This window comes from Enterococcus sp. DIV1059_2, assembly GCF_051713685.1.
Lineage (GTDB): Bacteria > Bacillota > Bacilli > Lactobacillales > Enterococcaceae > Enterococcus_D > Enterococcus_D casseliflavus.
In genome coordinates this window covers 1,490,318-1,515,679 of record NZ_JBIOQK010000001.1, presented here as the reverse complement: position 1 = coordinate 1,515,679, position 25,362 = coordinate 1,490,318, and the positions used below count along the sequence as shown (strand labels likewise).

Here is a 25,362-nt window from a genome sequence, read left to right as displayed (position 1 = left end):
CTGTAGGTAGACGTTTTGTCTAACTCTTGGGGGTCACTACCTGTTGCACCGATGGTTTGCTTCTGCTAGTTTATTCTAGTTCTGCTGTTTCTTGAACGTTCACTGCTTTTTTTGCCTGTGTTTTTTGCTCGATCCGCATAAAGCAGCGCATGAAAAAGGCAATCAAATAGATAGAGAAAGCGGAAATGAGGGCTTCTTGCCAAGAAAAAATCAGGAGATTCAACAAGATGATGATCAGATTGGTTAAGAAGACACCACTAGACTTTCGAATGCCATAGTATTTTTCCAAAATCAGCGGCGGAATCGTGACCCCACCATTGGAAGCACCGATTTTGTAAAGTGAAAAAATACCGAAGCTAAAGAAAAAACTACCTAAAATCAAGGAAACGGAATAAAAACGCAAGAGCATGATCTCTGGTAAAAGCGCCAGAAGAACGGGAAATGCCAGACTGCCGATAACCGTATTGACAAAGACCTCTCGCTTTAAAAGCAAAAATGCCAACGCCAGCATCAATAAATTAATCCCCCAGACAACGATATGACGATTGATCGACCAGCCGGTTTCGATCAAGTAGCCGATCGACCCGACACCAGCAGAAGCAATACTGTGAGGCAAAAGGAAAAAGTTTAATGCGATGCAGATCCACAGCACCCCAAGCAATAAAGCAAGATTTTTTTTGATAAGTGATTCCATCAACGTTCTCCTTTCAATCTGGCAACTAATTTTATGGATAAAAGCTTCTGTCTATTCTATCAAAAAAAGCTCAAAAGAAAGAACCATTTTTTTCATGAAAACATGAAAAAAATGATTCTAAACTTCAAGAAAGCATGTTGGTTTTCATCACAGATGCACAGGCTTTAGGCTGTATAGCAGTGATACATCGCAAGCATTTCTTCTGCGACTGCTTCTTGCCATCCCCCTGGCTGTAACATGCATTCTTCCATTGATGGCAAATGAACAAAGCGAACAGCCAACTCTGAGCCTACAATCAATTGGTAGGACATCAAGCGATTTTTTTGCTGCAAGAGCAGCTGATGCTTTTCAGGGGCAAGAAAAGGCGCTGTTAAGTCTGCCAATTGCTTCAATGCCTCCGATGTACAAAGTCTTTTTTCGGGTGCGACACTGATCAATTGGTTGACCTCTGCTAATTTCATTGCCTCGATCACCCGCAGCGTCGCTCGAGGATCATGGATATCCGTCAAAAAAACCGACTGGCAGCCTTGCAATGCCCGAACGAGTCGTCCTAAATCGAGAAAGTCACCATCAATGATCGTCTCACGCGCAGCATCGATCTCATGCAAACGCTCCGTTGCACGGCGGGCATAGAGTACGAGTGGTCGATTGGTTCTTTCCAAAAGTTTTTGCCGTGATCGCTGACCGATCGTGCCAGCAGCACCTAAAATCGCAAGTCGTTTCATAAGCTCCCTTTCATTTTTGAAAAATTCAAGCCTCGTTCTTTGAGTAGAAAAAATGGCTTGTCATAAAGTCTGGTTGACGAGATTGGCTTTGCGTTGACGCAGTCGTTCTTCAGTCGGCAGAACATGCTCGTCGTAATGTTCCAATTTGTATTCTAAACGTTCAACAGCTTCCGTCATATCTGAGATTTTCTCCCGCAAAACTGCAATTTGTTCGGCTAACAGCTGCTTGCGCTCAGGAACCGTCCCACGCCCTTCTTCAAATAAAGCCAGGTAATGACTCAGGCCATCAATCGATAGTCCAGCGTTGCGCATTTGCCTAGTAAAGGTGATCCATTTTAAGTCGTCATCATCAAATTCACGAACACCGTTTTTATTGCGTTTGACCGCCGGGATCAGCCCAATTTTTTCATAGTAACGGATGGTATCAGCTGAGACACCGCTCAGTTCACTGACTTTTTTGATATTCACGGCTTCACTTCCTTGTTTTGTATTTTTTCCTAGATCGTTTTGTATGCTACGAGCTAGAAGCCCTTTTGTTACTCGTTATTCCGCTCCTACCACTGCATGAGGCAAGTAAGGCTCTTCCAAATACGCAATCTCTTCGGCAGTCAGCTTTAGATCAAGGGCAGGGAATGCATCTAATAAATGGCTTTCTTTTGTTGCGCCGATAATTGGTGCGACCACTTGTTCTTTTTGTAATAACCATGCCAAGGCGATTTGCGCCCGTTTGCTTTGGTGTTTGTCAGCGATCTGTGCGACCCGCGCCACGATCTCTCGGTCTTGTTCCATCGTTTTGTCGTACTTTTGATTGGCGGTTTTATCCGTTAAGTACCGTTTGGTCTCTGCACCCCAATCTCTTGTTAACCGTCCGGCAGCCAATGGGCTATATGGCGTCACGGCAATTTTTTGATCGGCACACAAGGGCATCATTTCTCGCTCTTCTTCTCGATAAAGCAAGTTCAAATGATTTTGCATCGAAACAAATTTGGTCCAGCCATTTTTTTCAGCGACTGCTTGTGCTTTGGCAAATTGCCAAGCGTACATCGCAGATGCGCCGATATAGCGTACTTTTCCAGAAACTACCAAATCATGTAATGCCTTCATGGTTTCTTCAATTGGCGTGTGGTAATCCCAACGATGGATGATATACAAATCAATGTAGTCCATTTGCAGGCGTTTTAAGCTTTGTTCGACTTGATAAAAAATCGCTTTTCGGGATAAGCCTCCACTGTTAGGTCGCTGTTTCATTTTTGAATACAGTTTTGTGGCAACCACGATCTCATCTCGTGGTGCAAAATCGTTCAATGCTCGACCGACGATTTCTTCGCTCGCTCCATAAGAATAGACATTTGCCGTATCAAAAAAGTTGATGCCCAGATCCAAGGCTTTTTTGATGACTTCACGACTGTCGTCTTCTTCTAACACCCACTCATGAAACCCGCTGTTGGGATCGCCAAATCCCATTGTCCCTAAACACAAAGGTGACACATCAAGTCCTGTATTGCCAAATTTTACATAGTCCATTTGTACGTCCTCCTGTTTTTTTAAGTTACACTAAGCATACAGGTTGAAGTGCACTCTAAGTCAAGCGAATCTATAAACTTTTTTTTATTTTACTGTCAATTGACTCAAAAGGACATGCTTTTTGTCGTGCGTTTCATTTCAAATCAGCTTTTGGTACACTAAAGATAAGTATTGATACGCTATCTAGCCGAGAAAAAGGAGCGAAAGATTTTGACTTGTATTTTTTGTACTGCCTCAAAACATGCGATCATTGAAAACGAACGCTTTTATGCGATCGCTGATAAGTACCCCGTCACCCCTGGACACTTGCTATTGATCCCCAAAGCGCATCGCAGGGATTATTTTGCTCTCACCCAAGAGGAATTACAAGACTTGCAGGCTTTGTTGCAGGAAGGCAAAGCTTATTTATTGGAAACCTATCGACCAGACGGCTTCAACATCGGCTTCAATTGCGGGGAGGCTGCTGGACAGACGGTCTTTCATTGCCATTGTCATTTGATCCCACGCTACCAAGGCGACGTGGAGCAGCCAAAGGGCGGCGTTCGAGGCGTGATTCCTCACAAACAAGCCTACTAAACACAAATAAGCCGTTTCTCCAGCAAAGGGAAACGGCTTGTTTATGTTTGTTAAAATGAGGACGCTTAGGAATTGATCGCTGAATGATTCATCAATCGATTGATATGAACGCCTAGATAGACGATTTCATTGACAGGGATCTTCGTTTGGTATTCTTTATCGATATAGGCTTTGACTTTTGTCGCGATCTCCATAGCATTCGGATAAAGAGCCCACATTTGACGGTATAGTCCTTCATCTTCTTCTTGCAGCAGCCCATCCAAAAAGAATCGGTCAACGAAGAAACGCACGTGGGTGATAAAGCGATTGTAATGGATCGAATTGGTGTTGACGTCTTGCTGGATCGAGTAGCGCACCATATTGACGATCAACCCGATCAATTTGGCCTTTTTCAACCCATCTTGATTTTCCTCGGTGTTCGACTGGGCATTGATCAAATGAAACGCGATATTGGAGGCTTCTTCTTCTGGCAGCTCAATTTGATACTTCTCTTTCAACAAACGTAGTGCCTGTTCGGCGGCTCGAAATTCCTCTGTATAGTAATTCTTGATTTCCCAATAGAGCCGATTCGTCACACTCAAGCCTTTTTGCTGACGTTCTACAGCAAAGTGCAAGTGATCCGATAAGGTGAGGTAAATCGTTGAATTTAGCGGATATGGCAGCATTTTTTGCGCCAGCTGGACGATTTCTTTGGTCATTTCAAAATAGTACAACGGAATCTCATCCACTAAATCGGCAAACTGACCTGATTTTTTTTCATCGATTGGCAGAAAAACTTGATCGATCTGGGTATCGGCTATGCTGTCGCCGACTTTCTTTCCATAGCCGATGCCTTTCCCAAGTGCAATCATTTCTTGTCCTTCCTTATCAACAAGTACGACACTTGAATTTAAGACTTTCTTGATGTAAATCATGCACTCTCGCTCCTCACTGTTTATTCTGCCAAACTTGCGCCATTGGTGGCGATCACTTCTTTGTACCAGTCGAAGGAATCTTTTTTCAAACGGTCATAACTGCCGTTTCCTTCATCATCGGCATCCACATAAATGAAGCCATAGCGTTTCGTCACTTGTGACGTACCCGCACTGACCAGATCGATCGGTGCCCAAGAAGTATAACCAATCAAATCGACCCCTTCATCGATGGCTTCCTTCATTTGTTTGAAGTGTGCCTTGAAATAATCGACCCGATACGGATCATGCACTTGGCCGTCTTCAAGGACATCCACGGCGCCCATACCATTTTCAACGATCATTAATGGCACTTGATACCGATCATACAATGAAAGCAAGGAGATTTTCAAGCCTTTAGGATCGATCTGCCAGCCCCATTCAGTTGATGGCAGCTTGGGATTTTTTACCCCTAAAACCGTATTGCCCGGTGTCCGTTCGGCATTTGGATCACCTGATTCGGCCATAGACATATAATAACTAAAGGAAAGAAAATCAACGGTGTGATCTTTCAAGATTTGGCGGTCTTCTGGTGCCATTTCAATCTTGATCCCGCGTTTTTCCAGATCTTTTTCAATCATTCGCGGATAAGCCCCTTTGACTTGAACGTCCGCATAAAAATCATTTTCCAAGTTTTTCTTTAAGGTCAATTCAACATCCAATGGGTCACAAGTCAATGGATACGTCATTAGTTTCGTTAACATACAGCCAACTTTATTGTTTGGGTTTTTCTCATGAGCGATTTTGGTCACTAATGAGCTGGCAACAAATTGGTGATGGAGCGCTTGATACACCTCTTGCTCTTCTTTGCCTGCTTCTGATTGTTCTGGAATGATGCCTGCTGTTGTAAAGGGATGACGATGGATACTGTCGATTTCGTTAAAGGTCAGCCAATATTCCACATACTCCCCAAATTCTTCGAAACAGACGGTTGCAAAGCGGACAAAGTCATCGATTACTTTACGTTCCACCCAGCCATTGTACTTCAAGCTAAGGGCTAGCGGCATTTCATAGTGAGACAACGTTACGATCGGTTTGATCCCCAAGCGCTGCATTTCTTGAAAGACATTGCGGTAAAAAGCGATCCCTTCTTGATTGGGTGTCGTTTCTTCCCCGGTTGGGAACAAACGGGTCCACGCAATCGACAATCGCAACACTTTAAAGCCCATCTCCGCAAACAAAGCCAAATCTTCTGGATAGCGGTGATAGAAATCGATTCCTCGCCGTTTTGGATAGATGGTATCTGTTGGATCTGCCATCGCTTCTTTGACGGCTTCTACGGTCACGCTCATGTGCGCCGCATAATCTTTGTTATCGACATGAGGTTTGTAGGTCGCCACATCCGCCACCGACAAGCCTTTGCCGCCAAGATTCCAACCTCCTTCTACTTGATTTGCGGCGATAGCGCCACCCCATAAGAAGTCCTTTGGAAAAGTTGTTTCAGTCATTTTTTCAATCCCCTTTTTACATTGTTTTTGTTGCATTGCTCATTTGTTTAGACGAGCGGTGCGATCGATAGGACACCTTGGCCGCTTTGCTCATCGGTTGATTCGATCGTTTTTACCGTAAAGTTTTCTTGATTGGTGACCACACAGATCACGATTGGATCAAAACCAGCTGCTTTGATGGCATCTAGATCGAATTGGATCAGCGGTTGCCCTTGTTTCACTTGATCCCCCGCTTTTACGTAAGGGGTAAAGTGTTTGCCTTCTAATTGGACGGTATCCAACCCGATATGAAAGAGCAGTTCTGCGCCATTACGGGTTTTTAACCCGATCGCATGGTTGGTTTCAAACAACATCGTGATCTCGCCATCTTCTGGTGCGATCAATTCGCCAGACGTCGGGATGATCCCGAACCCTTCTCCGATCATACCGCTTGAAAAGACTTCATCGTTGACTTCAGATAAAGCTACCACTTGCCCATCTACTGGTTTGCTCAATACTTCGGCTTTGGGATCGGCAACAGTCGTCTTATTTTCTACCACTTTGTCTTTGAATAAGAAAAGGACAAGGACAAAAGAAACAGCAAAGGATACCCCTAAAGTGACCAATGCCCACACAAGATTCATCGGGTTGGCTTCATCCACGAACATAGTGATACTTGCTAGACCAGGGCCAACTAATGCGAAGGCCTTGATGGCAAACAAACCAGCCACCGCTCCACCAACTAGGCTGGAAGCCATCACGCCGTAAAGCACTCGTTTATGCAGGATCGTCACCCCATACAAAGCAGGTTCGGTGATGCCAAAAAGGGCGGAGATGCCTGCAGAAACAGCGGTTGAACGAAGTTTTTGGTCTTTGGTCCGAACACTCACCGCAAAACAAGCACCAGCTTCTGCAATGTTATGTGCCAATGAGGCAGGCAAGTATAACAGCTCTGCCCCCATCTCACTCATGGACGAAACAGCATAGGGAATCATGGCTTTGTGCATACCAGTAACCACCATCAATGGTAAAACAGCGGCTAAAATCCCTGTTGCCACCCAACCTAAATGGGCATACAGCCAAATGATCGCTGCTGAAAAAATCGTTCCGACTTCAAAGCCTAATGGGCCTAAAATCAATAAAGCAACTGGAACCGTAATAACTAAGCTCATCATCGGAACAAAGAAGATACGGATCGGTTTTGGTGAGATTCGTGTAAACAGCTTTTCAATTTGAGCGTAAAATAAAACCGTTAAAATTGCTGGAAATACTTGTGACGCATAGGCGATATTTTGTAAACCGAAGCCCATGAACGCTGCGCCATCTGTCAATAGTGTCGTTAGTTCAGGCAAAATCAAGGCACCGACAGCGGAAACCGCCACCAATTGGTTGACCTTTAATTTATTTGCCGTGGTGATCGCCACTAAAATCGGTAAGAAATACAATGGTGCGCCACCGATCAGATTCAAAATTTGATACGTCTGGCTCGTATTGTCCATCAATCCAGTGACAGAAGCAAGTAACAGTAAGGATTTCAAGACGCCCCCACCAGCGACCGCTGGAATCAACGGTTGAAAAATCGAGATAATAAAATCAAGCAGGACCGCACCCCACGATTGTTTTTGTTTCGTTTCACTTCCTCCATCCGCTGTTAGCTCATGACCTAACACGTTCATAACCTCATCATACACTTCGACGACATCATTGCCGATGATGACTTGGCATTGGACATTTTGTCGCACCCCAATCACGCCATCGACTTTTTCCAAGGCATCTTTTTGTACGAGGCTATTGTCTTTTAAGGTAAAGCGCAAGCGTGTGGAGCAATGTTCCAAATGTGCGATATTTTCTTTTCCGCCAATCAACTCAACGATGGCAGTTGCCGTTTCTTTTACATTCATAATTTTCTTCTCCTTTAATTAGTTTTCCTTTGTTGGCCAAACAAAGAAAAAAGCAGGCAGCACCTACAAAAACATTGAACGGAATCCAACGATCCCTTCCATGTTTTTTATAGGTCCTGCCTGCATTACCAGTCACATGCCTGTTTTATTACTTGCATAATACCATGCTTTATTTGAAAACGCAACCACCGTTTGAAAAATATTTTGCTAAGCCTTTTGCTGAAACGAGAAGTTTGCTACACTTAGTGGATAATCAGTTGTTTCGTCTTCCTTGGCTTGCACCAGAAGCAAGAAGAACATCGCTGGCTAAACGTATCACAAGAAAGGATGAATCGGATGAATCGGATGACTTCATTGAATCACTCATTGCATGTTGCCGTCCCAACAGCATTTGATCATGCAGAAAGACTTGACACGAAAAGGACGATCGCTCATATCTTGCAACTGCAAAAGCAAGGGATCAAATCGGTTTTGGTGTGCGGCTCCACCGGTGAACAGCACTCATTGACCTTAACAGAAAAAAAACAGCTTCTACATGCCTTAGCGCAAGAAACCAGCTGGGCAGCCGATTTCGAAGTCCTCTTCGGTTTAGCTGGCATCGTATTTCATGAAACGCTCGCGTTGGCAGAAGCAATCAACAAAAATCCCCGAATCGATGGTGTGGTTTTAGGCTTTCCCCCTTATCTTTGCCTGACCCAAAAGGAAGCTGTGCTCTATGCTCAGGGATTGATCCATACTTGCGAAAAACCAGTTATTTTATACAACAATCCCCGCCGCACGGGCTTTGATTTATCTGCAGAAAGCCTCTTGACCTTGATCGCTGACCCTCGGGTGATCGGCTTAAAAGAAGCTGGCAGGAAGGAGCGAGTGCCTCAACTAAAAACAAAGACGGCTGCCGATTTTCGCTTTTATGCTGGTGGTGAAGCGGACTTGGCGGAAAAGGTCGCACTAGGGTTTAACGGGCTGTCATCAATGGCAGGAAACCTTTGTCCCAAGGAGATCCAGGTGATTTGGCAGGGCTTATTGAAAGGTGATGCAACGATTTCTACGTCGAATGAATGGCAGAATATGGAACAAGCAGCTGCTGGCGATCCAAACAATACCATCAGTTACCTTCCGTGGCTCAAGCAGCAAATCACCATTGATGGACAGCCCTTTGGCTTTTGTCGTCAGCCGCTAGGTCTAGAAACAATTGATCGGTTTGGCACTGGCTCAATTCCCCCTCATCTAGCACATGAAAGGCAGGAGAACCAGACAAATGAAGATTGATGCACCGATTGATCCACAACTAAAGCACTATATTGAAAGCTCCATCATCCCGCAATACAACCAATTGGATAGCAGTCACTCCCCAGCGCACGTCCACCAAGTGATCCAAAATAGTTTTGAAATTGCTGAAACATTGCCCGTTGACCTGAATATCGTCTATACGGTAGCTGCCTACCATGATATCGGCTTGCTCTATGGCCGCAAAAACCACGAAAGCAATTCCCGCAAGATCGTTGAACAAGATGCTGTGTTGCCACGCTTTTTCTCTCCTCCAGTCATTTCAATGATCGGCGAAGCTGTAGAAGATCATCGCGCCTCGCTGCCCTATGAGCCTCGCTCGCTTTATGGCAAAATTATTTCCGAAGCCGATCGCGACTTAAATTTTGAGCGAATCCTCAAGCGTACCTTGCTTTTTGCTTATGAGAAAAAGCAGCTGACAGATTTAGAACAATTGCATCATGAAGCGTATCAGTACATTTCAAAGAAATACGGTCCTCAAAGTGAGCTGAAGGTTTGGTTGGATTATCGCAAAAACCAAGACGGTTTGGCGATCATCTATCAAAAATTAGCACAACCTGAAAGCTTCCGTCACTCCTTTGAAAAAATCGTGCCGTTAGTTATCGCTACAAGCAAAGAAACTGACGATTGACACTTTGATCCAGCACCAGACTTCAAATAGGAACCCTCTGATTCAGCGCCGCAGTTGTGTCTGCACTGAATCAGAGGGCTTTTACTGTTATTCTAAACGTTCTTTCTCCACTAAAATCCCCCGCCCCTTCGCTGCTCCTACGCGCCTATTCAAATCAAAGGGCAGCAAGTGGTTTTCTTCAATCAACAGACGTCCCTTCTAAATAACCTTCCTTTTTTCACCGAATTTACTCTTTGTAAGCAAGATAGTTTGCTGAAAATAAAAAAAATGGTATTTTTATTTTATCAAGTGATAAAATATTAGGAGGAATCGTTATGTTTTTGGCAATCAATGAAATACGCCATTCCAAATTGCGTTACGCCCTAGTCACAGGGGTCATGTTTTTAATCGCCTATTTGGTCTTTTTTTTAACTGGGTTAGCTTATGGGTTGGCTCAAGATAATCGGATGGCGGTCGACAAATGGGAGGCAGATCAAATTTTGTTGACCGAAGAAGCAAATGATAATTTAAACATGTCGATGCTTCCTCGCAGTCTTTATGATGAAGTCGATGCACCAGAAAAAGCAGTTTTGGCGCAAACCGCTGGAGTTGTGACCAAAGAAGACAACGGTGAAAAAGTCGATGTCACCTTTTTCGGCATTAATCCAGATCAATTTTTAGCACCCAATATTACCGATGGCGAGATGTTTGCTTCAGATGATGAAGCGGTCGCCGACAGCAGTATTGAGGAAGAATACGGGATTTCCATTGGTGACACCATCAAATTAGCAGGCAGTGACAAAAAATTGAAAATCGTCGGTTTTACAGATAACGCCCGCTTCAGTGTCGCTCCGGTCCTCTACACCTCGATCGGTGCTTATCAAGAAATTCGTTTTGAAAAAGAAGATGATTCTGAAAATGCCCGTATCAACGCGATCGTGACTCGTGGCAAAATCAAAGAAGTGCCAGATGATTTGGTCGCTACGGATATCAGCAAATTTATTAATGAATTACCTGGTTACAACGCACAAGTGCTGACCTTTGGCTTTATGATCGGGTTCTTGATCGTGATCGCTGCCATCGTTATCGGTATTTTTATCTATGTGCTAACGATGCAAAAATCAGAAATTTTTGGTGTCATGAAAGCTCAAGGGATCTCTAGCCGCTACATTGCTTTTTCGGTGATCGCCCAAACGTTCTTATTGGCAACCTCGGGTGTTTTGATCGGTGGTTTGGCAACGATCGGTACCGCCCTCGTGTTACCTGCGGCAGTGCCATTCCAAATCAATCTATTATTCTTTGCTAGTATCAGTGTCATGATGATTCTGATCGCGATGCTAGGTGCTTTCTTCTCGGTGCGAACGATTGTAAAAATCGACCCATTGAAAGCAATCGGATAGGAGGAAAAAACATGAGTGCCATTGAATTCAAACAAGTCAAAAAATCATTTAAAGATGGGGACGCGACAATTGAAGCCTTGAAAGAAACCAACTTTTCGGTAGAAAAAGGCGAATTTGTCGCCATCATCGGTCCTTCTGGCTCTGGGAAAAGTACCTTTCTAACGATCGCCGGTGGTCTGCAAGCCCCCTCTGAAGGCGAAGTGTTTATCAATGACGAACCCTTCAGTAAACAAAAAGAAAAGCAACGGGCAAAAACTCGTTTCAAAAAGATCGGCTTTATTTTACAAGCTTCCAACCTTGTCCCTTTTTTGACGGTCAAAAAGCAACTCCAATTAGTGGATAAGGTCAGCAAAGAAACCCAAGAGCAATCAGCAACTGAATTGTTTGAACAACTTGGGATCGAAAAGCTGCAGAACAAATACCCCGATGAACTTTCTGGTGGTGAAAGACAGCGTGTGGCTATTGCCCGAGCGCTCTATCATGATCCCACCATCATATTGGCAGATGAACCAACGGCGAGTCTTGATTCAAAAAAAGCCGTCGAAGTCGTCAAAATCTTAGCAAAAGAAACCAAAGAAAAACAAAAAGCCACCATTATGGTGACCCATGATACCCGTTTAACAGATTATTGTGATCGGGTTCTCGTCATGAAAGATGGCGTTTTAGAAGAAAAAGAACACACGAAAAAAGAAGCCGAATCAGATGATTCGCAGAAGGAGCAAGCATGAAAAAAATTATTGTTGTCGGTGCGGGCGTGTCAGGATTAGCTGCTGCTGTCCGTTTGCAAAAACTTGGCTATGACGTCACCCTCTACGAAAAAGAAGGTCAACCTGGGGGCAAAATGAATCAGATCAAGGAAAACGGCTTTACCTTTGATGTGGGCCCCACCATCGTGATGATGCCTGAAATTTATCGTGAAGTGTTTGAATTTGCTGGCGTTGATCCGAATGACTATATTCCTATGGAGAAAGTCGATCCGATGCTGCAGCTGTATTTTGCCCAAGACGAACCGCTGACCTTCTCAAATGACTTAGTAGAATTGACCAAAACGCTAGAAGCGATCTCAGAAGAAGATGCTCAAGGCTATTTTGCCTTTTTAGCAGATATTTACAAACGCTATGTGATCGCCAAAGAGTCCTTCATCACCAAGTCGTTTCGGACATGGCGAGATTTTTACAATCCCAAATCATTATGGGCAGGGTTAAAGCTGCGAACGTTTAGTGACGCCTACTCTTCCATTTCTAAATTTGTCAAAGATGATCGCCTGCGTAAATCATTGGCGTTTCAAACCTTGTATATCGGTGTCTCCCCTTACCAAGGGCCGTCCCTTTATACGATCATCCCTATGATCGAGTTGATGTATGGGGTCTATTTCATCAAAGGCGGCATGTATACGTTAGCCACTGGTATGGCACGTTTGTTCCAAGAATTAGGCGGTACGATCCATTACAATACGCCGATCGATGAATTATTGATCGAAAACAAGCAAACCAAAGGCGTTCGTGTCAATGGAGAAACGATCACCGCAGATGCCGTGATTTGTGCGGCTGATTTTCCTTATGCCATGGAAAGCTTGATTCCTGATGAATCAAAACGTGGCAAATACACCAATCAAAAAATCGCTTCGATGGATTATTCTTGTTCTTGTTTCTTGCTTTATTTAGGACTGGACAAAAAATATGAGGATAGCGCACTCCACAGCATTTATTTTGCCAATGATTTCAAACGCAATGTAGATGATCTTTTCGAGGCTGGCAAGCTGCCAGAAGATCCTTCCTTCTACTTGTATCGTCCAACCCTGAAAGATGCTTCCTTAGCACCTGATGGTCAAGAAGGTCTTTATGTTTTAGTCCCAGTACCTGAATTATCTAAATTTGATCAATGGACGGATGAAACGATCCAAAGCTACCGCCAGCAGATCATTGGATTATTAAAAGAAAAAACGATCTTTACAGATATCGATGAACACATCGTGTATGAAAAAATGTATACGCCAGATACGTTCAATGATCGGTTCAATGCCTATAACGGTGCGACATTTGGCTTGAAACCGACCTTAGCCCAAAGCAATTACTATCGTCCCCATAATAAATTTGATTATGCAGAAGGCCTATACTTCTGCGGCAGCAGTACGCATCCAGGAGCGGGTGTGCCAATCGTGATGCAAAGTGCCAAGTTAGCTGTGGAGGAGTTGTTAAAAGATGACCGTTAAATCATTAAGCGTCTTTGATGAATACGACAACGATTTTTTATACTGTGAGGCCATCATAAAAAAGCATTCGAAAAATTTTCATACCGCCTTTTCTCAATTGCCAAAAGACAAAGCCCGCGCCGTCTATGCCGTCTACGCCTTTTGCCGACGTGCCGATGATGCCGTCGATGAAAAGCAAGACCCATTGTTGATCGAAGCCATGAAAAAACGCTTGGAAGAAATGCAAAAACAAGTATCAGACGATACGATCGACTTGCCGCAAGCCGTCAAGGAAGAAGATCCTGATGAAGCCATTTGGCGGGCATTGACCCTTTCTTTCCAACAGTTTGATCTGCAATTTCAACCCTTTTTCGACCTATTGGTGGGGCAAAAACAAGACCTTGACTTCCAGCAGCCCACCTCTGAAAAAGAGCTTTCTGACTATAGTTACTACGTAGCTGGCAGTGTAGGTCTGATGCTCTTGCCGATTCTCTCGCAAGCAGCCGCTGCGATTCAAGAGCCTGCCATCAAATTGGGTGAAGCGATGCAGCGCACCAATATTTTACGTGATATTGGCGAGGATCTGCGGATGGGCCGCATCTATTTGCCGCAAACGGTCTTGGCGCAATACAACCTTTCGCGAGAGGCTTTAGCAGCTGGCAATCAAAACCCGCAGTTTATCGAGATGTGGGAACACGAGGCGCAACTGGCAGAGACGCTTTATCAAGAATCTTTTGTCATGATGCCGCAAATCGATGAAGATTGCCGTGAAGCTCTATTAGCAGCTGCTTTGATCTATCGGGAAATCTTGACTGTGATTCGCAAAAACAACTATCAAGTATTTGCTGAAAAAACAGCGGTACCGAAACAACGGAAAATCCAACTTTTGTTTACCGCGAAAAAAATGCTTCGTCAGGAACGTTGGGAGGGCTGACTTTGAACTTGCGAGAAAAAATATTACGAGTGGCAGAGAACCTGTTTATGCAGCAGGGGTATCAAGCAACTTCTACTAGACAGATCGCAGAAGCCGTCGGCATCACCCAACCCAATCTTTATTATCACTTCAAAGGCAAAGAAGCCATCTATTATGAAGTGATGGTCTCTTTGGCACAAGAGGTTTCTGGAAAGCTAAATCAGACCGTTGAAGATACTTCCTTGACGATCTCTGAAAAAATCTTGAACATGTTTCTTTTTTTAAGAAGTCGGCATCGGATCAATTTTTATATGATGATGCACGACATTCAGCATACCGTTTCTGAGGACACTTCTAAAAAACTGTACTTGCTTTGGCGGAAAAATTACAAAGAACCGTTTCTTGACTTGTTTCGTCGCAGTGATTCCAATCTCCGTTCGGATGTCGACCCAGAATTTGTCACCAGTCAATTGTTAGTACTGATGGCGGCTCATTTGGACTCACCAGAAAAAGAAGACAAGATGCCAGAAGCGATCAATTTGTTTTTATTCGGTGCACTAGGCAATGGGCCAATTGCGAAATAGCTGGAACGTTGGCTTTTGTCCCGAGAATAATCATTCGACGAATTTCTGACAATCGCGTACACTGATCCAGTAAACAGAAACTTAAAAGGATGGATGTACATGTCAAAAAATCGAATCGAAGCCTTTACGGATGCGGTCATTGCGATCGTAATGACCTTATTAGTATTGGAATTGCACCAGCCCGAAGGCGATACCTTTGCTTCTTTTTTAGGAGTGGAACAGCAATTTATTATTTATTTGATCAGCTTTGTGATGTTAGCGATCTACTGGAACAATCACCATCATCTATTTCAAGTAGTGTCTAAAATCGACGGTTGGACCTTGTGGGCGAATCATTTGTTGATTCTGGCACTGACCCTCTTTCCTTTTGTAACGTCATGGGTCAGTCGTTATCCAGTCGCTCTTGCCCCACAGCTGCTATACGGGGCTGTCATTTTATTGACGGATTTCAGCTATTTCCTAGTTGGAAAATCCTTGGTTCGTGCCAATCCTGACAATCAAGCCATCGTGGAACTGTTTCGCGGATACAAGAAACTCTACTTTACGTTGTTTATCAACGTGCTGGCATTGCTCCTGGGCTGGCTGATCCATCCCCTATTTATCATCACACTGGATAGTCTTGTACTATTGTTGTGGGTGATCCCTGAGAAAAAAGTAGAAACCTTTTTAAAACAATAAAAACACTTGCGTCCTTCTCCTAAAAGCGGTGAATGATTGCGCACAAGCAGCCGATTGGTCTACTTTTGCACAGTCATCCATCAAGAGAAGGACGCAAGTGTTTTTTCTAGCGAATCAAGTCTTTCCCAGGTGCCTGCAAGACTTGTTCAACTTGTTCTTTGGTGGTTAAGGGGACATCTCCCAGCATTGTATGAGCCAAAACTGCATTCGTGATAGCAAAATCAGCGGTGCGTTGGAGCGACCATTTTTCGGCATAGCCTAATAATACGCCAGCAGCATAGGCATCCCCTGCCCCGATCCGATCCAACACTTGCAGCAGCTGCGGTGCCGTTTCATAGGTATCTTGTGCCGTAATGATCCTTCCGCTGATAAACTGCTTGTCTTCCACGGCTAGACGCCGTGTCCCGCAGAACCATTCTAGTTGATACTGGTCAATAAAGGATTGGATCAATGCAAGCTCGGCGCCTTCTGTTTCCTCTAAGGGATAAGCCAAGAGCTCCTCCAAGTCACGGACAGAGCCGAAAACTAGGTCACAATAGGGTAGGATCGTTTCATACCGTTGTTTCAGTACCTCCCGATTTAATTCTTCATTCAAGCTTGGACGAAAGTTGAAATCAAAGCAGACGCGAATCTGCTTGGCATGGGCCTGTTTGGCCAAAGCCAAAGCTGTTTGCCAGGTTTTCTCAGTCAAACTAAGAGAGATCCCGCAAATATGAATGAGATCGACCGTTTCTAAAAACCCATCGATAGCATATTCTTCTGGACCTGAAACGCCAAAGGAACTATGATGTCGATTTTGATACGTCACATAGGTCGGACGAGCGCCGTAGCCGATCTCGGCGAAATAACTGCCGATATGACTATATTTTTTGCCAACAAATGCCGTTTGAATCCCATAGGAACGCAAGCTGGCTTTTGCCGTATCTCCTAATCGGTTGGCTGGCACCTGCGTCAGCATCGACGTCGTCAAGCCGAAATGCGCCAAATTGCCTAACAGATTGACCCCTGTTCCCGTAAAATCCATTCGCAAAGAGTGGGTCTGTTCCAACGTTCGATATTCTGGTGGCGTCAACCGCATCATTACCTCACCGTAAGCACCGATCCGCATCATTGATCCCCCCTATTTGGCTGCTGCCAACACCTTTTTCGTCATTTCTGCTAATGTCTGTACATCTCCAGGGCGTGTGTCCCCTGTTTCTCCATCGATGATCGAGCTGTAAATATGTGGAATGATTTTTTTCACTCCTGCATCAACAGCGATCTGCAAGATTTCTTCAAAGTTTTCTAAATCGATACCGCCGGTCGGTTCCAAATAAAAATCATTCGCGGCACAAGCCTTGGCTACCGCTTGATATTCTGCTTTATGAGCCAACCCTTTCATTGGAAAATACTTGATAGAACTAGCGCCCATGTCTTTTAATAAAGCGATCGCTGTTTCAACTGGGACTTCTGCAGCTGGAGTTTGTGAACTCAATGGACCAGTCGCAATATTGACATAGCCGACTTTTCCCGTTGGTGAAACAAGGGCATTGACGATCGTTTCAGATTGTCCTAGCAAAGCTCGTGAGGTCCCCGCTCCCGTGAACACTTGGTTAACATGCTGTGGTTGAAGAACAGCGGAAATTCGGGAGACCATTTCACTTTGATTGGGGTCGCCAGCACCAAGCCCTACAGAAAGGGCATTATTTGTTGCCACTTGATAGTTCTTCATGTCAGCGATAGCCGCCTCGTCACTATCATAGTTTTTTGATAAAACACCTAGGACGATGTTGCCCTCTGCTGCTTCGTAACAAGCTTTCGCATTGTCGATGGAGTTTGCTAACACATTTAGACAGACACGGTCAGCGAAATAATTGGGTGAAGTTTTCATTTTTGGGTTGCTCCTAACATAATTTCTTGTAAGCGATCAGTGATCACTGCCATTTCTTGTTCATTGACTGCTCGGATATCAAATTCAATAATGCCGTTATTGGCTTGGTACTCACGGGTATAAATCGCTGGTTCTCCTGCTTTTAGCGCGTCGATCACTGCTTTGGCACTTGGTTCTTTCACTTTAACACTCGCCCGATAAATGTCTCTGCCAGCGCTGTCTTGAACGATTTTTGCTTCGAAACCAGTGATTTCATTGATTGCCGCAATAAATGGTTGCAGACGCTCTTGCATCGAAGCGCCAGATTCTGTTCCCTCCACTAGATAATCCGTCACGGCTTGGGTAAATCCGAGAATATTGTCTTTACCGATTTTCATTGCTCGACCTATCCCTTTGGATTGCAGGCGCACCCAAGAGACATAGGGCTGCTTGCCGATCACTAAGCCAGCACTCGGTCCTGAAAATGCTTTGGCACCTGAATAGATCACTAAATCAGCACCAGCTTGGGTATAGGCAAACAAATCTTCCTCAGCAGCCGCATCAACGATCAATGGAAGATCGTGTGCCTTGGCAACTTGGGCCGTTTCTGCTACCGTCAACATACTTTTTTGAACGGTGTGATGACTCTTTATGTAGAGGATCGCTGCCGTTTCGGGTGTGATCATCTGTTCAATGTGCTCGGGTGTACACATATTGGCATAGCCTGCTTCCACGACCTTCCCACCACCTTGTGTCACCATCACTTCCACTGGTGTGCCATAATCTACGTTGTGGCCTTTGGGCAAAATGATCTCCCGCTTACTGATTTTCTCACTATATGGATGATACAAATGATAGCTGTCGCCTTGACCGATGAGTGCCGCCACTGATTGGGCGATCCCCGCTGAAGCGGAAGAAACGATCTGTGCATCTTCCGTTTTCAACAATTCTGCTAAATAGGCTCCGGTTTTTTCTGCTAGATCTGCCATTTCAAAGAAATGCTCCCCGCCGTAGCGCTGGGCTGCAAGCACACTTTCGCTGACTTTCGAGACACCTAGAATCGTCATTTTGCCAGAAGCATTGATGACTTCTTTCAAGCCTAATTCTTCAATATTCAGTGTCAAAAAGTTCCCCTCCTATCACCGCTTTTTGCGGCACGATCTGTTGTGTCGTGATTCGGCGATTGCCGTTAGAATCCGTCAATTCCTTTTCGCCCGCTTCAAAGCGGAAAATCGTAAAATCAGCATCATATCCCAATGCGATCTCGCCTTTGTTCTGTAAATGAAATTGCTTCGCAGGGGCACTGGTCACCTTCTCGATGATCTCACGCCAATCATACCCTACGACCGCTAATTTTTCCATAGTCGTCGCTAAATCAAAGACTGGTCCATTGGTACGATTGCGAATGTAGATATCTGTACTAATGGAAGAAGCCTTCAGCTGATTGGCAAAGGCTGTCTCCGCCACGTCAAAATTGAAACTGTCTGTCCCATGACCAATATCGAAGACCAAGCCTTTTTTATAGGCAGCAAAGACGAAAGGCTTGATGGTTTGGTTTGTCTGATCCAAAATCCCATTGGCTTTGCCGTTAAAGCAATGGGTCACCACATCGCCTGTTTCCAATTCAGCGAGAATCTCTGCTAAATTCGGTGGTGCTGAACCAATATGGACCATCAAAGGCAGCGGTTGATTTTCAGCTTGGATCGTTTTCGCTAATTTCAACGGCGTGATGCCATTTTCGCCGATCACCGTTTTGCTCATTCGGGCTTTGATCCCGACGATAAAGTCAGGAAACTTCTGCAGTGCTTCTTTGACCAATTCTTTTTTGACTTTTGACAGATCCGCAAGTTCATCCTGCTCTACGATCCCCCATTTGGAAATGTTGACTAAAGCAAAGACATTGGTTTTGGCTTCTTTGGCTAAATCATAAAACCGATGGATATTTTCAGCGCCCGTCGTCCCCGCATCGATAACGGTCGTGACGCCTTGTTTGACACCGATCTCGTCTGGATAATCATAATAGAGCGTCATTTCCTCGAAACAATGGACATGGTCATCGATCCAACCCGCTGACAAGAACTCCCCTTCTGCTAAGGTCAGCTCTTGTTTCGCCTGCTCCTGCAACGTGGGTGCCAGAGCAGTGATTTTGCCGTCTTGAATCCCAATATCAAATACTTCTTCATCGATCGTGCGGGCTTGACGAATAATCAAATCAAACATTTCGTTACACCTTCCTCTCTGTGAAAGTGAATTTCGACCAAGGATGGATAAAGGGCAGCAGAACTAACTCTTGTTCGACGATCGAACCGATTTTATTTTTTCGTGGATCTGAGTGAGGCTCTAGCACGACTTGCAGCTCGTTTTTGTACTTGCCAAAACGATCGTTGCCGATCACAACGTCCCCTCGTTGAAAGACGCCTTCGTGGTCATGGACAGGATTGTCATGGTTCTTATACTTTTTACGAACTTCTGTGGAACGGATCATCCGATCGGTGATGTCGCCTCGACGGTAATGCTGCTCGTCCAGGGCGATTTGGCGTTCAACTTCATTGATTTCAGGCACAAATTCAATAGCAAATGCGGTCTGGTAGCGATCAATCGCTCCTAGCGCTGCCAATTCTGCTTCAGAAGCATAAGCATTTCCGATAATGACATCGTCGATCAGGCCTGTGGCAAACAAATGCTTTGCGGCAGTTTCTACAGGCATTCTTCGGTGCATTTCTAAGGTCGGTAAGCCATCATTGATATCCCAAGGTCCGATCGTTCCTGTTTGAGAAGAGATAAATGCGGCGGTTCGAATGCCTTTTTCCTTGAAACGACGACTGCATTTTTCAAAGAAATCATAGGGCAAGGCAGTCCCTTCTTGCGGATAGAAATTGTGGCAGCCATATAAGTAAGGAATGTTGGCTTGATAGGTCAAAATATTGTCTAAATACGCCACATCATTGCTCATATTCAATTCAACAGCTAAGCCAAAGGGATTGTAGGTCAACATCGCTTCTTTATTGCCGTCAAAGCCTAAATCTAAACGAATCCCATCGGCACCTAGTTCATGGAAAAAGGTCAAGTCATCATAGGAGATGCCTAGTTCCGAAAAGATGGCTGGTGCCACGTCTAAAATCGTTTCATAGCCTAATCCTTTGGCAAAATCAATCAACGCTTTAAATTTTTTCTGCACGTTTTCTTTGCCGTCACTCACTTCCAGCATACTCATAAAAATGCGGCTAAAGCCATAATCATGGGCTAATTGCAGATAGGCTTTGTCTGTTTCAAAATCACTGTGATCGGGATACACCGATACTCCTAGTTGTCTTTTCAACTTATCTCATCCTCATTTCTTCATAAAAAGCAGTAAAACGTGTCAGTAAAAGCGAACTGCAAACAATCGTCGCCGTTATCGTCAAAAATGGTCCCCACGGAAACTGACGGCTCAGTAGGATCGCTGCAGCAACGCCAAGAATCCCGAACAAAAGCATCCGCCAAAACGGCACTTCTTGAATTTTTTTCCCTTGTGCTGATTTTGTTAACCAAATTTGACAACCAAAAAATAAACAAATGGCATAAATCCCCATGTTTGCACCTCACTCTTTTTTGTCTTGCTTAAGCGGCTGTTTCTTCTTCTTGTTCGCGGGCAATCTGCTGTTTCTCAAAGACTTTAAAGAATGGGTAGTAGATTGCGAGTGTGATAAAGAAGTTGACGATTACTAAAATCGCGGCTGCGATACTCCAGTCCGTACTCATCCAGGCGGCGATTGGTGCTGGAATGGCAAACCCAAGTCTGGCAGCCATCATCGGTACGACACCCGTAATAGTCGCGAAGTAAGAAATCGTTGTCGTAATCAATGGTGCCACCAAGAACGGAATGCCTAAGATTGGGTTCATTACGATCGGTGCACCGAAAATCACTGGTTCATTGATATTGAATAAGCCTGGCAAGATGGATAAACGGCCCAATTGTTTCAAGTATTTTGATTTGGAGAAGAAGAACAAAACGACCAACGCTAAGGTCGTACCGGCTCCACCGATCCAGACGAACCATTGTAAAAATTGTTCCGTAAAAATATTAGGCAATTCATGCGCATTGCCAGATGCTTGGAACGCTTCCATATTTTCAGCGATGGAAATATCCCAGAATGGACGAATGACAGGACCCATGATGGCTGGTCCATGAATCCCCAGTACCCAGAAGAAACAGATCAAGAAGACAGTCAATAAGCCACCAAACAAGCTGTTACCAGCTAGCACGTCTTTTAACGGCATCAACAAGTTACTTAAAAAGCCATTGATATCAAAGCCTAACATATGACGGATCACCCAGAACAAAATCAGGATCGCTCCTCCAGGAATCAACGCCATAAATGAATTCGTTACTTCTGGTGGCACACCATCTGGCATTTTGATGGTAATGTTTTTTACGATAAAGAAACGATAGATTTCAACGGACAAGATCGCCGTGACGATCGCGCCAAACAAAGAGCCTGAGCCTAAGTTTGCCACATTGATATAGCGTCCCGCATCAATGATGCCTTCCACAGAATCGAAGACTCGCAACGGTGGTGCAGCGGTTACAAGAAAGGACATCGTTGCTAAGATACCCGCAGTCAATGAATCCAGCTTGTAGCTTTTGGCTAGCGATGAAGCAATCCCATATGTTGCATACAATGCCAATAATCCGACTGTATAACGAAAGGGAATATCCAAAACTTCCCGATACGGTTCGATCACCGCAGCGACTGATTCGATGGGAAAATTCAGTAAGATCGTGAAGAAAGACCCAACGATCGTTAACGGTAACGTAGCGATGATCCCCTTACGAATCGCTACCATGTGCCGTTGCATCCCCACTTTATTTGCAATCGGCATCAACTTCTGTTCAATAAATTCTACAAACCCTTTCATAATTGCCTCCTTAGTTTATAACATTATAATGTTTATACAAGGATAATAGCACAGAGGATCTGGGTTCGTAAATAGTTTTTTAAACAGTAGATAGAATAATCTTTTCGCAATAACATTTCCTACAGTAACCATCAAGCGTCCTATCGTTGTCCTTTCGGTCGATACTGATACATAAAACGATTTTGGATGACGGTGCAATTGATGATAAGTAACAAAATGAAAACTGGTGCCAAAGGAGTGCGGATCAACAAGAAAAACAAACTGAGTAAGAAAAGTAAGGAAACAAGTAACAGTTTCCAAAAAGCAAGCGTGATTTTGGCATTATTTTTTTCTAAAAGAAGATGGGTCAGAAAAATCAAGAGCAAACAACTCACTACTAGAACCATTCTACTCACCTTCTTTAGCTGTTTCTAGCTCTTGCGCCACTTGAAGTTTCTCAAATGCTTTAAAGAATGGATAGTAAATCGCTAATGAAACGAAGAAACAGACGAAGACCATCAAACAAGCAACCCAATTCCAATTTGAGGTAATCAATGCGCCAAGAGGTGCGGGAATCGAAAATGGTGGTTTGACCATCATCTTAGGCATCCAATCTAAAGCGGTAACGATATAGACTAAGATAGTATTAGCGATTGGCACAAGAATAAACGGAATTGCCAACAGTGGATTCATCACAATTGGCGTCCCAAAGATCATCGGTTCATTAATATTAAAAATCCCTGGTAAAATGGAAAGACGACCCAATTGTTTTAAATAGTTTGAACGAGAGAACATAAACAAAACAACCAATGCAAGCGTTGATCCAGTACCACCCATTTGCGCATACCATTGATAAAATTGTTCGGTAAAAAGATTTGGTAGATCAAAGGCAGACATACCGTTTTGGAATAATTCCGCATTTTCTAAAATTGCTTGATCCCAAAATGGACGAATGATGGGTCCTAAAACGGCATGGCCATGAATACCCAATACCCAGAAAACACAGATAACAAATTGTGTGATGATACCGCCAACCAAATTATTGCCTGTTAAGAAACCTTTTAAAGGAGAGATGGCGATCGTCAGTAATCCATTTAAATCGAAGCCGAAAAAGTGGCGCGGAATCCAAAAGACTAAGATAACCAGCAAGGTTGGTAGGAGTGCCGCAAAGGATTCGCCTACAACAGGCGGTACGCCTTCTGGCATCTTGATTACCAAGTTTTTTGCTTTTGTAAAATGATAAATCTCTACTGAAACTAGCGCCGCAATGATCGCACCGAATAATCCTTGTGATCCAAGTGAAGCGATGGGTAAATACCTTCCTGCAAGTACGGCATCTCCTGTCGTGCTGATGCCTTCCGCCAAATTGATCGGAACGACCATTAAAATCGTCGCTAACATGGATAAAAACCCACTTGTTATTCGATCGAGTTTGTAACTAGCACCTAAGTTGGAGCCAATCGTAAATGAGGCATAAAGAGACATTAACCCCACCGTAAATCGAAAAGGAATGTCAAGTGCCGGTAAATAAGGAGCGACCCATTCGGTATAACCAGGAATCGGCAAATTTAAAATAATGGTGAAAAAAGAGCCAACGATCGTGAGCGGCAAAATAGAAATCAACCCATTTCGAATTGCCTGCAAGTGCCGCTGCTGTCCAATAGCATTGGCAATCGGTAATAACTTCATTGCAACCGAGTCTAAAACTTTCATTATAAAACCCTCCTAAAATTCGTTTGAAAAACCATTTTTTTGAATCACTTCTTTAAACCATAGACCAGACTTTTTCATCGTTTTTTCTCCCGTTTCTAAATCCAGACGATAAAAGCCATAGCGATTTTTGAACGCATTCTGCCAACTCCAACAGTCCACAAATGTCCACATGTGATACCCCAGACAGTTACTCCCCTCCATCATTGCTTGATGAAGCTCAATTAAATGCTCTTTTAAAAAAGCAATTCGGTAGTTGTCTTGCACTTGCCCCCCTTCGATAAATGTTTCTTCTCCCTGGATTCCGATGCCATTTTCTGAAACAAACCAATCAATATTCCCATATTCTAACTGGATTTTTTTAGCGATATCATACAAGCCATGAGGATAAATCTCAATCCCCCTTGAAGTATTCATTCTTCTGCCAGGCATCTCGTAATCATCGTAAAACCATTCTGGTGAGAAAACTCCCTCGGGATTAGGCAAAGATTCTTTGGCTTTCACTCGCCGTGGACGGTAATAATTGATTCCTAACAGATCAATCGTTGTTTCAGCAATCAAGGCAAGATCTTGTTCTTCCACTTGTGGCATTTGGTTGTAGCGCGTTAAAATAGCCTTTAACTCCTGCGGGTAACGACCTTTTAAAATCGCTTCATTAAGCGAGCGAGTATAGAAGAGGTCTGCCATTTCCGCTGCTTTTAAGTCGGCAGGATGCTGGCTTCTTGGGTAAACTGGAATCACATCCATAATGATACCGATTTTTCCTTGATATGTTCCTTGTCGAAAGACCTTAACTGCCTCACAGTGAGCAAGGATGATATGGTGAAGTACTTGCGCCGCTCGTTTAAAATCAACTACATAAGGATAGTGTCGGTCATGCAAATAGCCGGCTTCTGCTGGAATCATCGGCTCATTAAAGGTAAACCAGTACGCAACTTTCTCATGAAATAGATCAAAACAAATTTTTGCATACGCCCGATACGCTTCGATGACCTCACGATTTTCAAATCCGCCGATTTCTTGTAATTTCATTGGCATGTCAAAGTGATAAAGATTGATAAACGGTTTGATGCCTCTTTGATTTAACCCATCAAGCATTCTGGTATAAAAGTCAACAGCTTCTGGATTAACCTCCCCTGTACCTTCGGGAATAAGACGTGACCAAGAGATCGAAGTCCGAAAAGAATTAAAAGAAAGTGCCGCCATTCGATCCAAATCCGCTTCCATTTCCTGATAAAACCTTGATGTATGTTCTGTTGTAACTCCTTCAAAAAACCGATGGTTATAGTTTTTTGATGCATAATCCCAAATGTTTTCTCCTTTATTGTCTCCAGCAATCGTTCCTTCTGATTGTGTCGCACTCGTTGCTGCACCCCAGAAAAAGTCCTTCGAAAAATTATACGCCATGTTGCCCTCCTACAATTCCTTTTTTACTAAGCGAAGCATCCGCTTACATTATTGAACA

Annotated in this window: 26 protein-coding genes; 9 read left to right on the top strand and 17 right to left on the bottom strand. The window is 43.9% G+C overall.

Going from position 1 to position 25,362, the window contains the following annotated elements; translation table 11 throughout:
* Positions 1–70: 70 nt before the first annotated feature.
* The 4 genes from IGI72_RS06985 to IGI72_RS06970 all read right to left on the bottom strand — a co-directional run bounded on the left by IGI72_RS06985 (position 71) and on the right by IGI72_RS06970 (position 2,943).
* Positions 71–694 (bottom strand): YitT family protein, encoded by a 624-nt coding sequence (locus IGI72_RS06985; RefSeq protein WP_005225724.1) that lies wholly within the window; start codon positions 692–694, stop codon positions 71–73.
* Between the two features lie 164 nt (positions 695–858).
* Positions 859–1,419 carry an NAD(P)H-binding protein gene (locus IGI72_RS06980; protein WP_086295033.1) on the bottom strand — a complete coding sequence of 187 codons (561 nt, stop codon included), beginning with the start codon at positions 1,417–1,419 and terminating at the stop codon, positions 859–861.
* A gap of 60 nt (positions 1,420–1,479) precedes the next feature.
* Complete coding sequence (locus tag IGI72_RS06975) at positions 1,480–1,887, bottom strand: MerR family transcriptional regulator (protein WP_016610339.1); 408 nt, start codon at positions 1,885–1,887, stop codon at positions 1,480–1,482.
* 75 nt (positions 1,888–1,962) lie between these two features.
* Positions 1,963–2,943, bottom strand: coding sequence for an aldo/keto reductase (locus tag IGI72_RS06970; protein ID WP_395997197.1), 981 nt, complete (start codon positions 2,941–2,943; stop codon positions 1,963–1,965).
* A 210-nt stretch (positions 2,944–3,153) separates the two neighbouring features.
* Between IGI72_RS06970 and IGI72_RS06965 the strand changes: the two genes are divergently transcribed.
* Positions 3,154–3,519, top strand: a complete 366-nt coding sequence (locus IGI72_RS06965) for an HIT family protein (RefSeq protein WP_438753614.1) — start codon at positions 3,154–3,156, stop codon at positions 3,517–3,519.
* Positions 3,520–3,584: 65 nt separating this feature from the next.
* On the opposite strand, the gene IGI72_RS06960 is transcribed toward IGI72_RS06965, so the two are convergent.
* The 3 genes from IGI72_RS06960 to IGI72_RS06950 are packed head-to-tail and all read right to left on the bottom strand — an operon-like array spanning position 3,585 to position 7,797.
* On the bottom strand, positions 3,585–4,433 hold the full coding sequence (locus IGI72_RS06960; RefSeq protein WP_010747958.1) for a PRD domain-containing protein: 849 nt from the start codon (positions 4,431–4,433) through the stop codon (positions 3,585–3,587).
* A gap of 20 nt (positions 4,434–4,453) precedes the next feature.
* Positions 4,454–5,917 carry a glycoside hydrolase family 1 protein gene (locus IGI72_RS06955; RefSeq protein ID WP_015509472.1) on the bottom strand — a complete coding sequence of 488 codons (1,464 nt, stop codon included), beginning with the start codon at positions 5,915–5,917 and terminating at the stop codon, positions 4,454–4,456.
* Between the two features lie 47 nt (positions 5,918–5,964).
* Entirely contained in the window at positions 5,965–7,797 is a 1,833-nt protein-coding gene (locus IGI72_RS06950; RefSeq protein ID WP_332282584.1) for a beta-glucoside-specific PTS transporter subunit IIABC, read from the bottom strand.
* 345 nt (positions 7,798–8,142) lie between these two features.
* Between IGI72_RS06950 and IGI72_RS06945 the strand changes: the two genes are divergently transcribed.
* The 8 genes from IGI72_RS06945 to IGI72_RS06910 all read left to right on the top strand — a co-directional run bounded on the left by IGI72_RS06945 (position 8,143) and on the right by IGI72_RS06910 (position 15,460).
* Positions 8,143–9,066, top strand: coding sequence for a dihydrodipicolinate synthase family protein (locus tag IGI72_RS06945; protein WP_438755069.1), 924 nt, complete (start codon positions 8,143–8,145; stop codon positions 9,064–9,066).
* The gene (locus IGI72_RS06940) at positions 9,056–9,715 is read left to right on the top strand and encodes an HD domain-containing protein (protein WP_194185273.1); all 660 of its coding nucleotides are present in this window, start codon (positions 9,056–9,058) and stop codon (positions 9,713–9,715) included. Before IGI72_RS06945 ends, IGI72_RS06940 begins: the two co-directional genes overlap by 11 nt.
* 314 nt (positions 9,716–10,029) lie before the next feature.
* The gene (locus tag IGI72_RS06935) at positions 10,030–11,094 is read left to right on the top strand and encodes an ABC transporter permease (protein ID WP_438753610.1); all 1,065 of its coding nucleotides are present in this window, start codon (positions 10,030–10,032) and stop codon (positions 11,092–11,094) included.
* An 11-nt stretch (positions 11,095–11,105) separates the two neighbouring features.
* Positions 11,106–11,822 (top strand): ABC transporter ATP-binding protein, encoded by a 717-nt coding sequence (locus IGI72_RS06930; RefSeq protein ID WP_005225713.1) that lies wholly within the window; start codon positions 11,106–11,108, stop codon positions 11,820–11,822.
* Complete coding sequence (locus tag IGI72_RS06925; protein WP_005235239.1) at positions 11,819–13,306, top strand: phytoene desaturase family protein; 1,488 nt, start codon at positions 11,819–11,821, stop codon at positions 13,304–13,306. Before IGI72_RS06930 ends, IGI72_RS06925 begins: the two co-directional genes overlap by 4 nt.
* Complete coding sequence (locus IGI72_RS06920; protein ID WP_010747951.1) at positions 13,296–14,219, top strand: phytoene/squalene synthase family protein; 924 nt, start codon at positions 13,296–13,298, stop codon at positions 14,217–14,219. Before IGI72_RS06925 ends, IGI72_RS06920 begins: the two co-directional genes overlap by 11 nt.
* Positions 14,220–14,221: 2 nt before the next feature.
* Positions 14,222–14,782 carry a TetR/AcrR family transcriptional regulator gene (locus IGI72_RS06915; RefSeq protein ID WP_086295015.1) on the top strand — a complete coding sequence of 187 codons (561 nt, stop codon included), beginning with the start codon at positions 14,222–14,224 and terminating at the stop codon, positions 14,780–14,782.
* 99 nt (positions 14,783–14,881) lie between these two features.
* Positions 14,882–15,460, top strand: a complete 579-nt coding sequence (locus IGI72_RS06910; RefSeq protein ID WP_010747949.1) for a TMEM175 family protein — start codon at positions 14,882–14,884, stop codon at positions 15,458–15,460.
* Positions 15,461–15,566: 106 nt separating this feature from the next.
* Here IGI72_RS06910 and IGI72_RS06905 read toward each other — a convergent pair whose 3' ends face one another.
* From IGI72_RS06905 to IGI72_RS06860, 10 genes are all read right to left on the bottom strand, one after another.
* Complete coding sequence (locus tag IGI72_RS06905) at positions 15,567–16,571, bottom strand: sugar kinase (RefSeq protein ID WP_015509465.1); 1,005 nt, start codon at positions 16,569–16,571, stop codon at positions 15,567–15,569.
* 9 nt (positions 16,572–16,580) lie between these two features.
* Entirely contained in the window at positions 16,581–17,330 is a 750-nt protein-coding gene (gene dagF / locus IGI72_RS06900; RefSeq protein WP_284591208.1) for a 2-dehydro-3-deoxy-phosphogluconate aldolase, read from the bottom strand.
* Entirely contained in the window at positions 17,327–18,433 is a 1,107-nt protein-coding gene (locus tag IGI72_RS06895; RefSeq protein ID WP_375836723.1) for a DgaE family pyridoxal phosphate-dependent ammonia lyase, read from the bottom strand. The genes dagF and IGI72_RS06895 overlap by 4 nt, the downstream gene beginning before the upstream one ends.
* Positions 18,417–19,529, bottom strand: a complete 1,113-nt coding sequence (locus tag IGI72_RS06890; protein ID WP_375836724.1) for an amidohydrolase/deacetylase family metallohydrolase — start codon at positions 19,527–19,529, stop codon at positions 18,417–18,419. Before IGI72_RS06890 ends, IGI72_RS06895 begins: the two co-directional genes overlap by 17 nt.
* Before the next feature lie 4 nt (positions 19,530–19,533).
* Positions 19,534–20,628 (bottom strand): DUF871 domain-containing protein, encoded by a 1,095-nt coding sequence (locus IGI72_RS06885; protein ID WP_074535646.1) that lies wholly within the window; start codon positions 20,626–20,628, stop codon positions 19,534–19,536.
* A gap of 1 nt (position 20,629) precedes the next feature.
* The gene (locus IGI72_RS06880) at positions 20,630–20,881 is read right to left on the bottom strand and encodes a hypothetical protein (RefSeq protein WP_005225703.1); all 252 of its coding nucleotides are present in this window, start codon (positions 20,879–20,881) and stop codon (positions 20,630–20,632) included.
* Positions 20,882–20,909: 28 nt separating this feature from the next.
* The gene (locus IGI72_RS06875) at positions 20,910–22,208 is read right to left on the bottom strand and encodes a PTS sugar transporter subunit IIC (protein WP_005225702.1); all 1,299 of its coding nucleotides are present in this window, start codon (positions 22,206–22,208) and stop codon (positions 20,910–20,912) included.
* A gap of 140 nt (positions 22,209–22,348) precedes the next feature.
* On the bottom strand, positions 22,349–22,594 hold the full coding sequence (locus IGI72_RS06870) for a hypothetical protein (RefSeq protein WP_010747943.1): 246 nt from the start codon (positions 22,592–22,594) through the stop codon (positions 22,349–22,351).
* 1 nt (position 22,595) lies between these two features.
* A complete protein-coding gene (locus IGI72_RS06865; RefSeq protein WP_438753604.1) occupies positions 22,596–23,900 on the bottom strand; it encodes a PTS sugar transporter subunit IIC in 1,305 nt (434 codons plus the stop codon).
* Positions 23,901–23,912: 12 nt separating this feature from the next.
* Positions 23,913–25,304, bottom strand: a complete 1,392-nt coding sequence (locus IGI72_RS06860) for a glycoside hydrolase family 1 protein (protein WP_438753602.1) — start codon at positions 25,302–25,304, stop codon at positions 23,913–23,915.
* Between the last annotated feature and the right edge of the window lie 58 nt (positions 25,305–25,362).

Excerpts from the sequence above, each read along its gene's own strand:
- IGI72_RS06985 (WP_005225724.1), bottom strand. The coding sequence starts at position 694 with ATGGAATCACTTATCAAAAAAAATCTTGCTTTATTGCTTGGGGTGCTG.
- IGI72_RS06980 (WP_086295033.1), bottom strand. The coding sequence starts at position 1,419 with ATGAAACGACTTGCGATTTTAGGTGCTGCTGGCACGATCGGTCAGCGA.
- IGI72_RS06970 (WP_395997197.1), bottom strand. The coding sequence starts at position 2,943 with ATGGACTATGTAAAATTTGGCAATACAGGACTTGATGTGTCACCTTTG.
- IGI72_RS06960 (WP_010747958.1), bottom strand. The coding sequence starts at position 4,433 with ATGATTTACATCAAGAAAGTCTTAAATTCAAGTGTCGTACTTGTTGAT.
- IGI72_RS06955 (WP_015509472.1), bottom strand. The coding sequence starts at position 5,917 with ATGACTGAAACAACTTTTCCAAAGGACTTCTTATGGGGTGGCGCTATC.
- IGI72_RS06950 (WP_332282584.1), bottom strand. The coding sequence starts at position 7,797 with ATGAATGTAAAAGAAACGGCAACTGCCATCGTTGAGTTGATTGGCGGA.
- IGI72_RS06945 (WP_438755069.1), top strand. The coding sequence starts at position 8,143 with ATGACTTCATTGAATCACTCATTGCATGTTGCCGTCCCAACAGCATTT.
- IGI72_RS06940 (WP_194185273.1), top strand. The coding sequence starts at position 9,056 with ATGAAGATTGATGCACCGATTGATCCACAACTAAAGCACTATATTGAA.
- IGI72_RS06935 (WP_438753610.1), top strand. The coding sequence starts at position 10,030 with ATGTTTTTGGCAATCAATGAAATACGCCATTCCAAATTGCGTTACGCC.
- IGI72_RS06930 (WP_005225713.1), top strand. The coding sequence starts at position 11,106 with ATGAGTGCCATTGAATTCAAACAAGTCAAAAAATCATTTAAAGATGGG.
- IGI72_RS06925 (WP_005235239.1), top strand. The coding sequence starts at position 11,819 with ATGAAAAAAATTATTGTTGTCGGTGCGGGCGTGTCAGGATTAGCTGCT.
- IGI72_RS06920 (WP_010747951.1), top strand. The coding sequence starts at position 13,296 with ATGACCGTTAAATCATTAAGCGTCTTTGATGAATACGACAACGATTTT.
- IGI72_RS06910 (WP_010747949.1), top strand. The coding sequence starts at position 14,882 with ATGTCAAAAAATCGAATCGAAGCCTTTACGGATGCGGTCATTGCGATC.
- IGI72_RS06905 (WP_015509465.1), bottom strand. The coding sequence starts at position 16,571 with ATGATGCGGATCGGTGCTTACGGTGAGGTAATGATGCGGTTGACGCCA.
- dagF (WP_284591208.1), bottom strand. The coding sequence starts at position 17,330 with ATGAAAACTTCACCCAATTATTTCGCTGACCGTGTCTGTCTAAATGTG.
- IGI72_RS06890 (WP_375836724.1), bottom strand. The coding sequence starts at position 19,529 with ATGTTTGATTTGATTATTCGTCAAGCCCGCACGATCGATGAAGAAGTA.
- IGI72_RS06880 (WP_005225703.1), bottom strand. The coding sequence starts at position 20,881 with ATGGGGATTTATGCCATTTGTTTATTTTTTGGTTGTCAAATTTGGTTA.
- IGI72_RS06875 (WP_005225702.1), bottom strand. The coding sequence starts at position 22,208 with ATGAAAGGGTTTGTAGAATTTATTGAACAGAAGTTGATGCCGATTGCA.
- IGI72_RS06870 (WP_010747943.1), bottom strand. The coding sequence starts at position 22,594 with ATGGTTCTAGTAGTGAGTTGTTTGCTCTTGATTTTTCTGACCCATCTT.
- IGI72_RS06865 (WP_438753604.1), bottom strand. The coding sequence starts at position 23,900 with ATGAAAGTTTTAGACTCGGTTGCAATGAAGTTATTACCGATTGCCAAT.
- IGI72_RS06860 (WP_438753602.1), bottom strand. The coding sequence starts at position 25,304 with ATGGCGTATAATTTTTCGAAGGACTTTTTCTGGGGTGCAGCAACGAGT.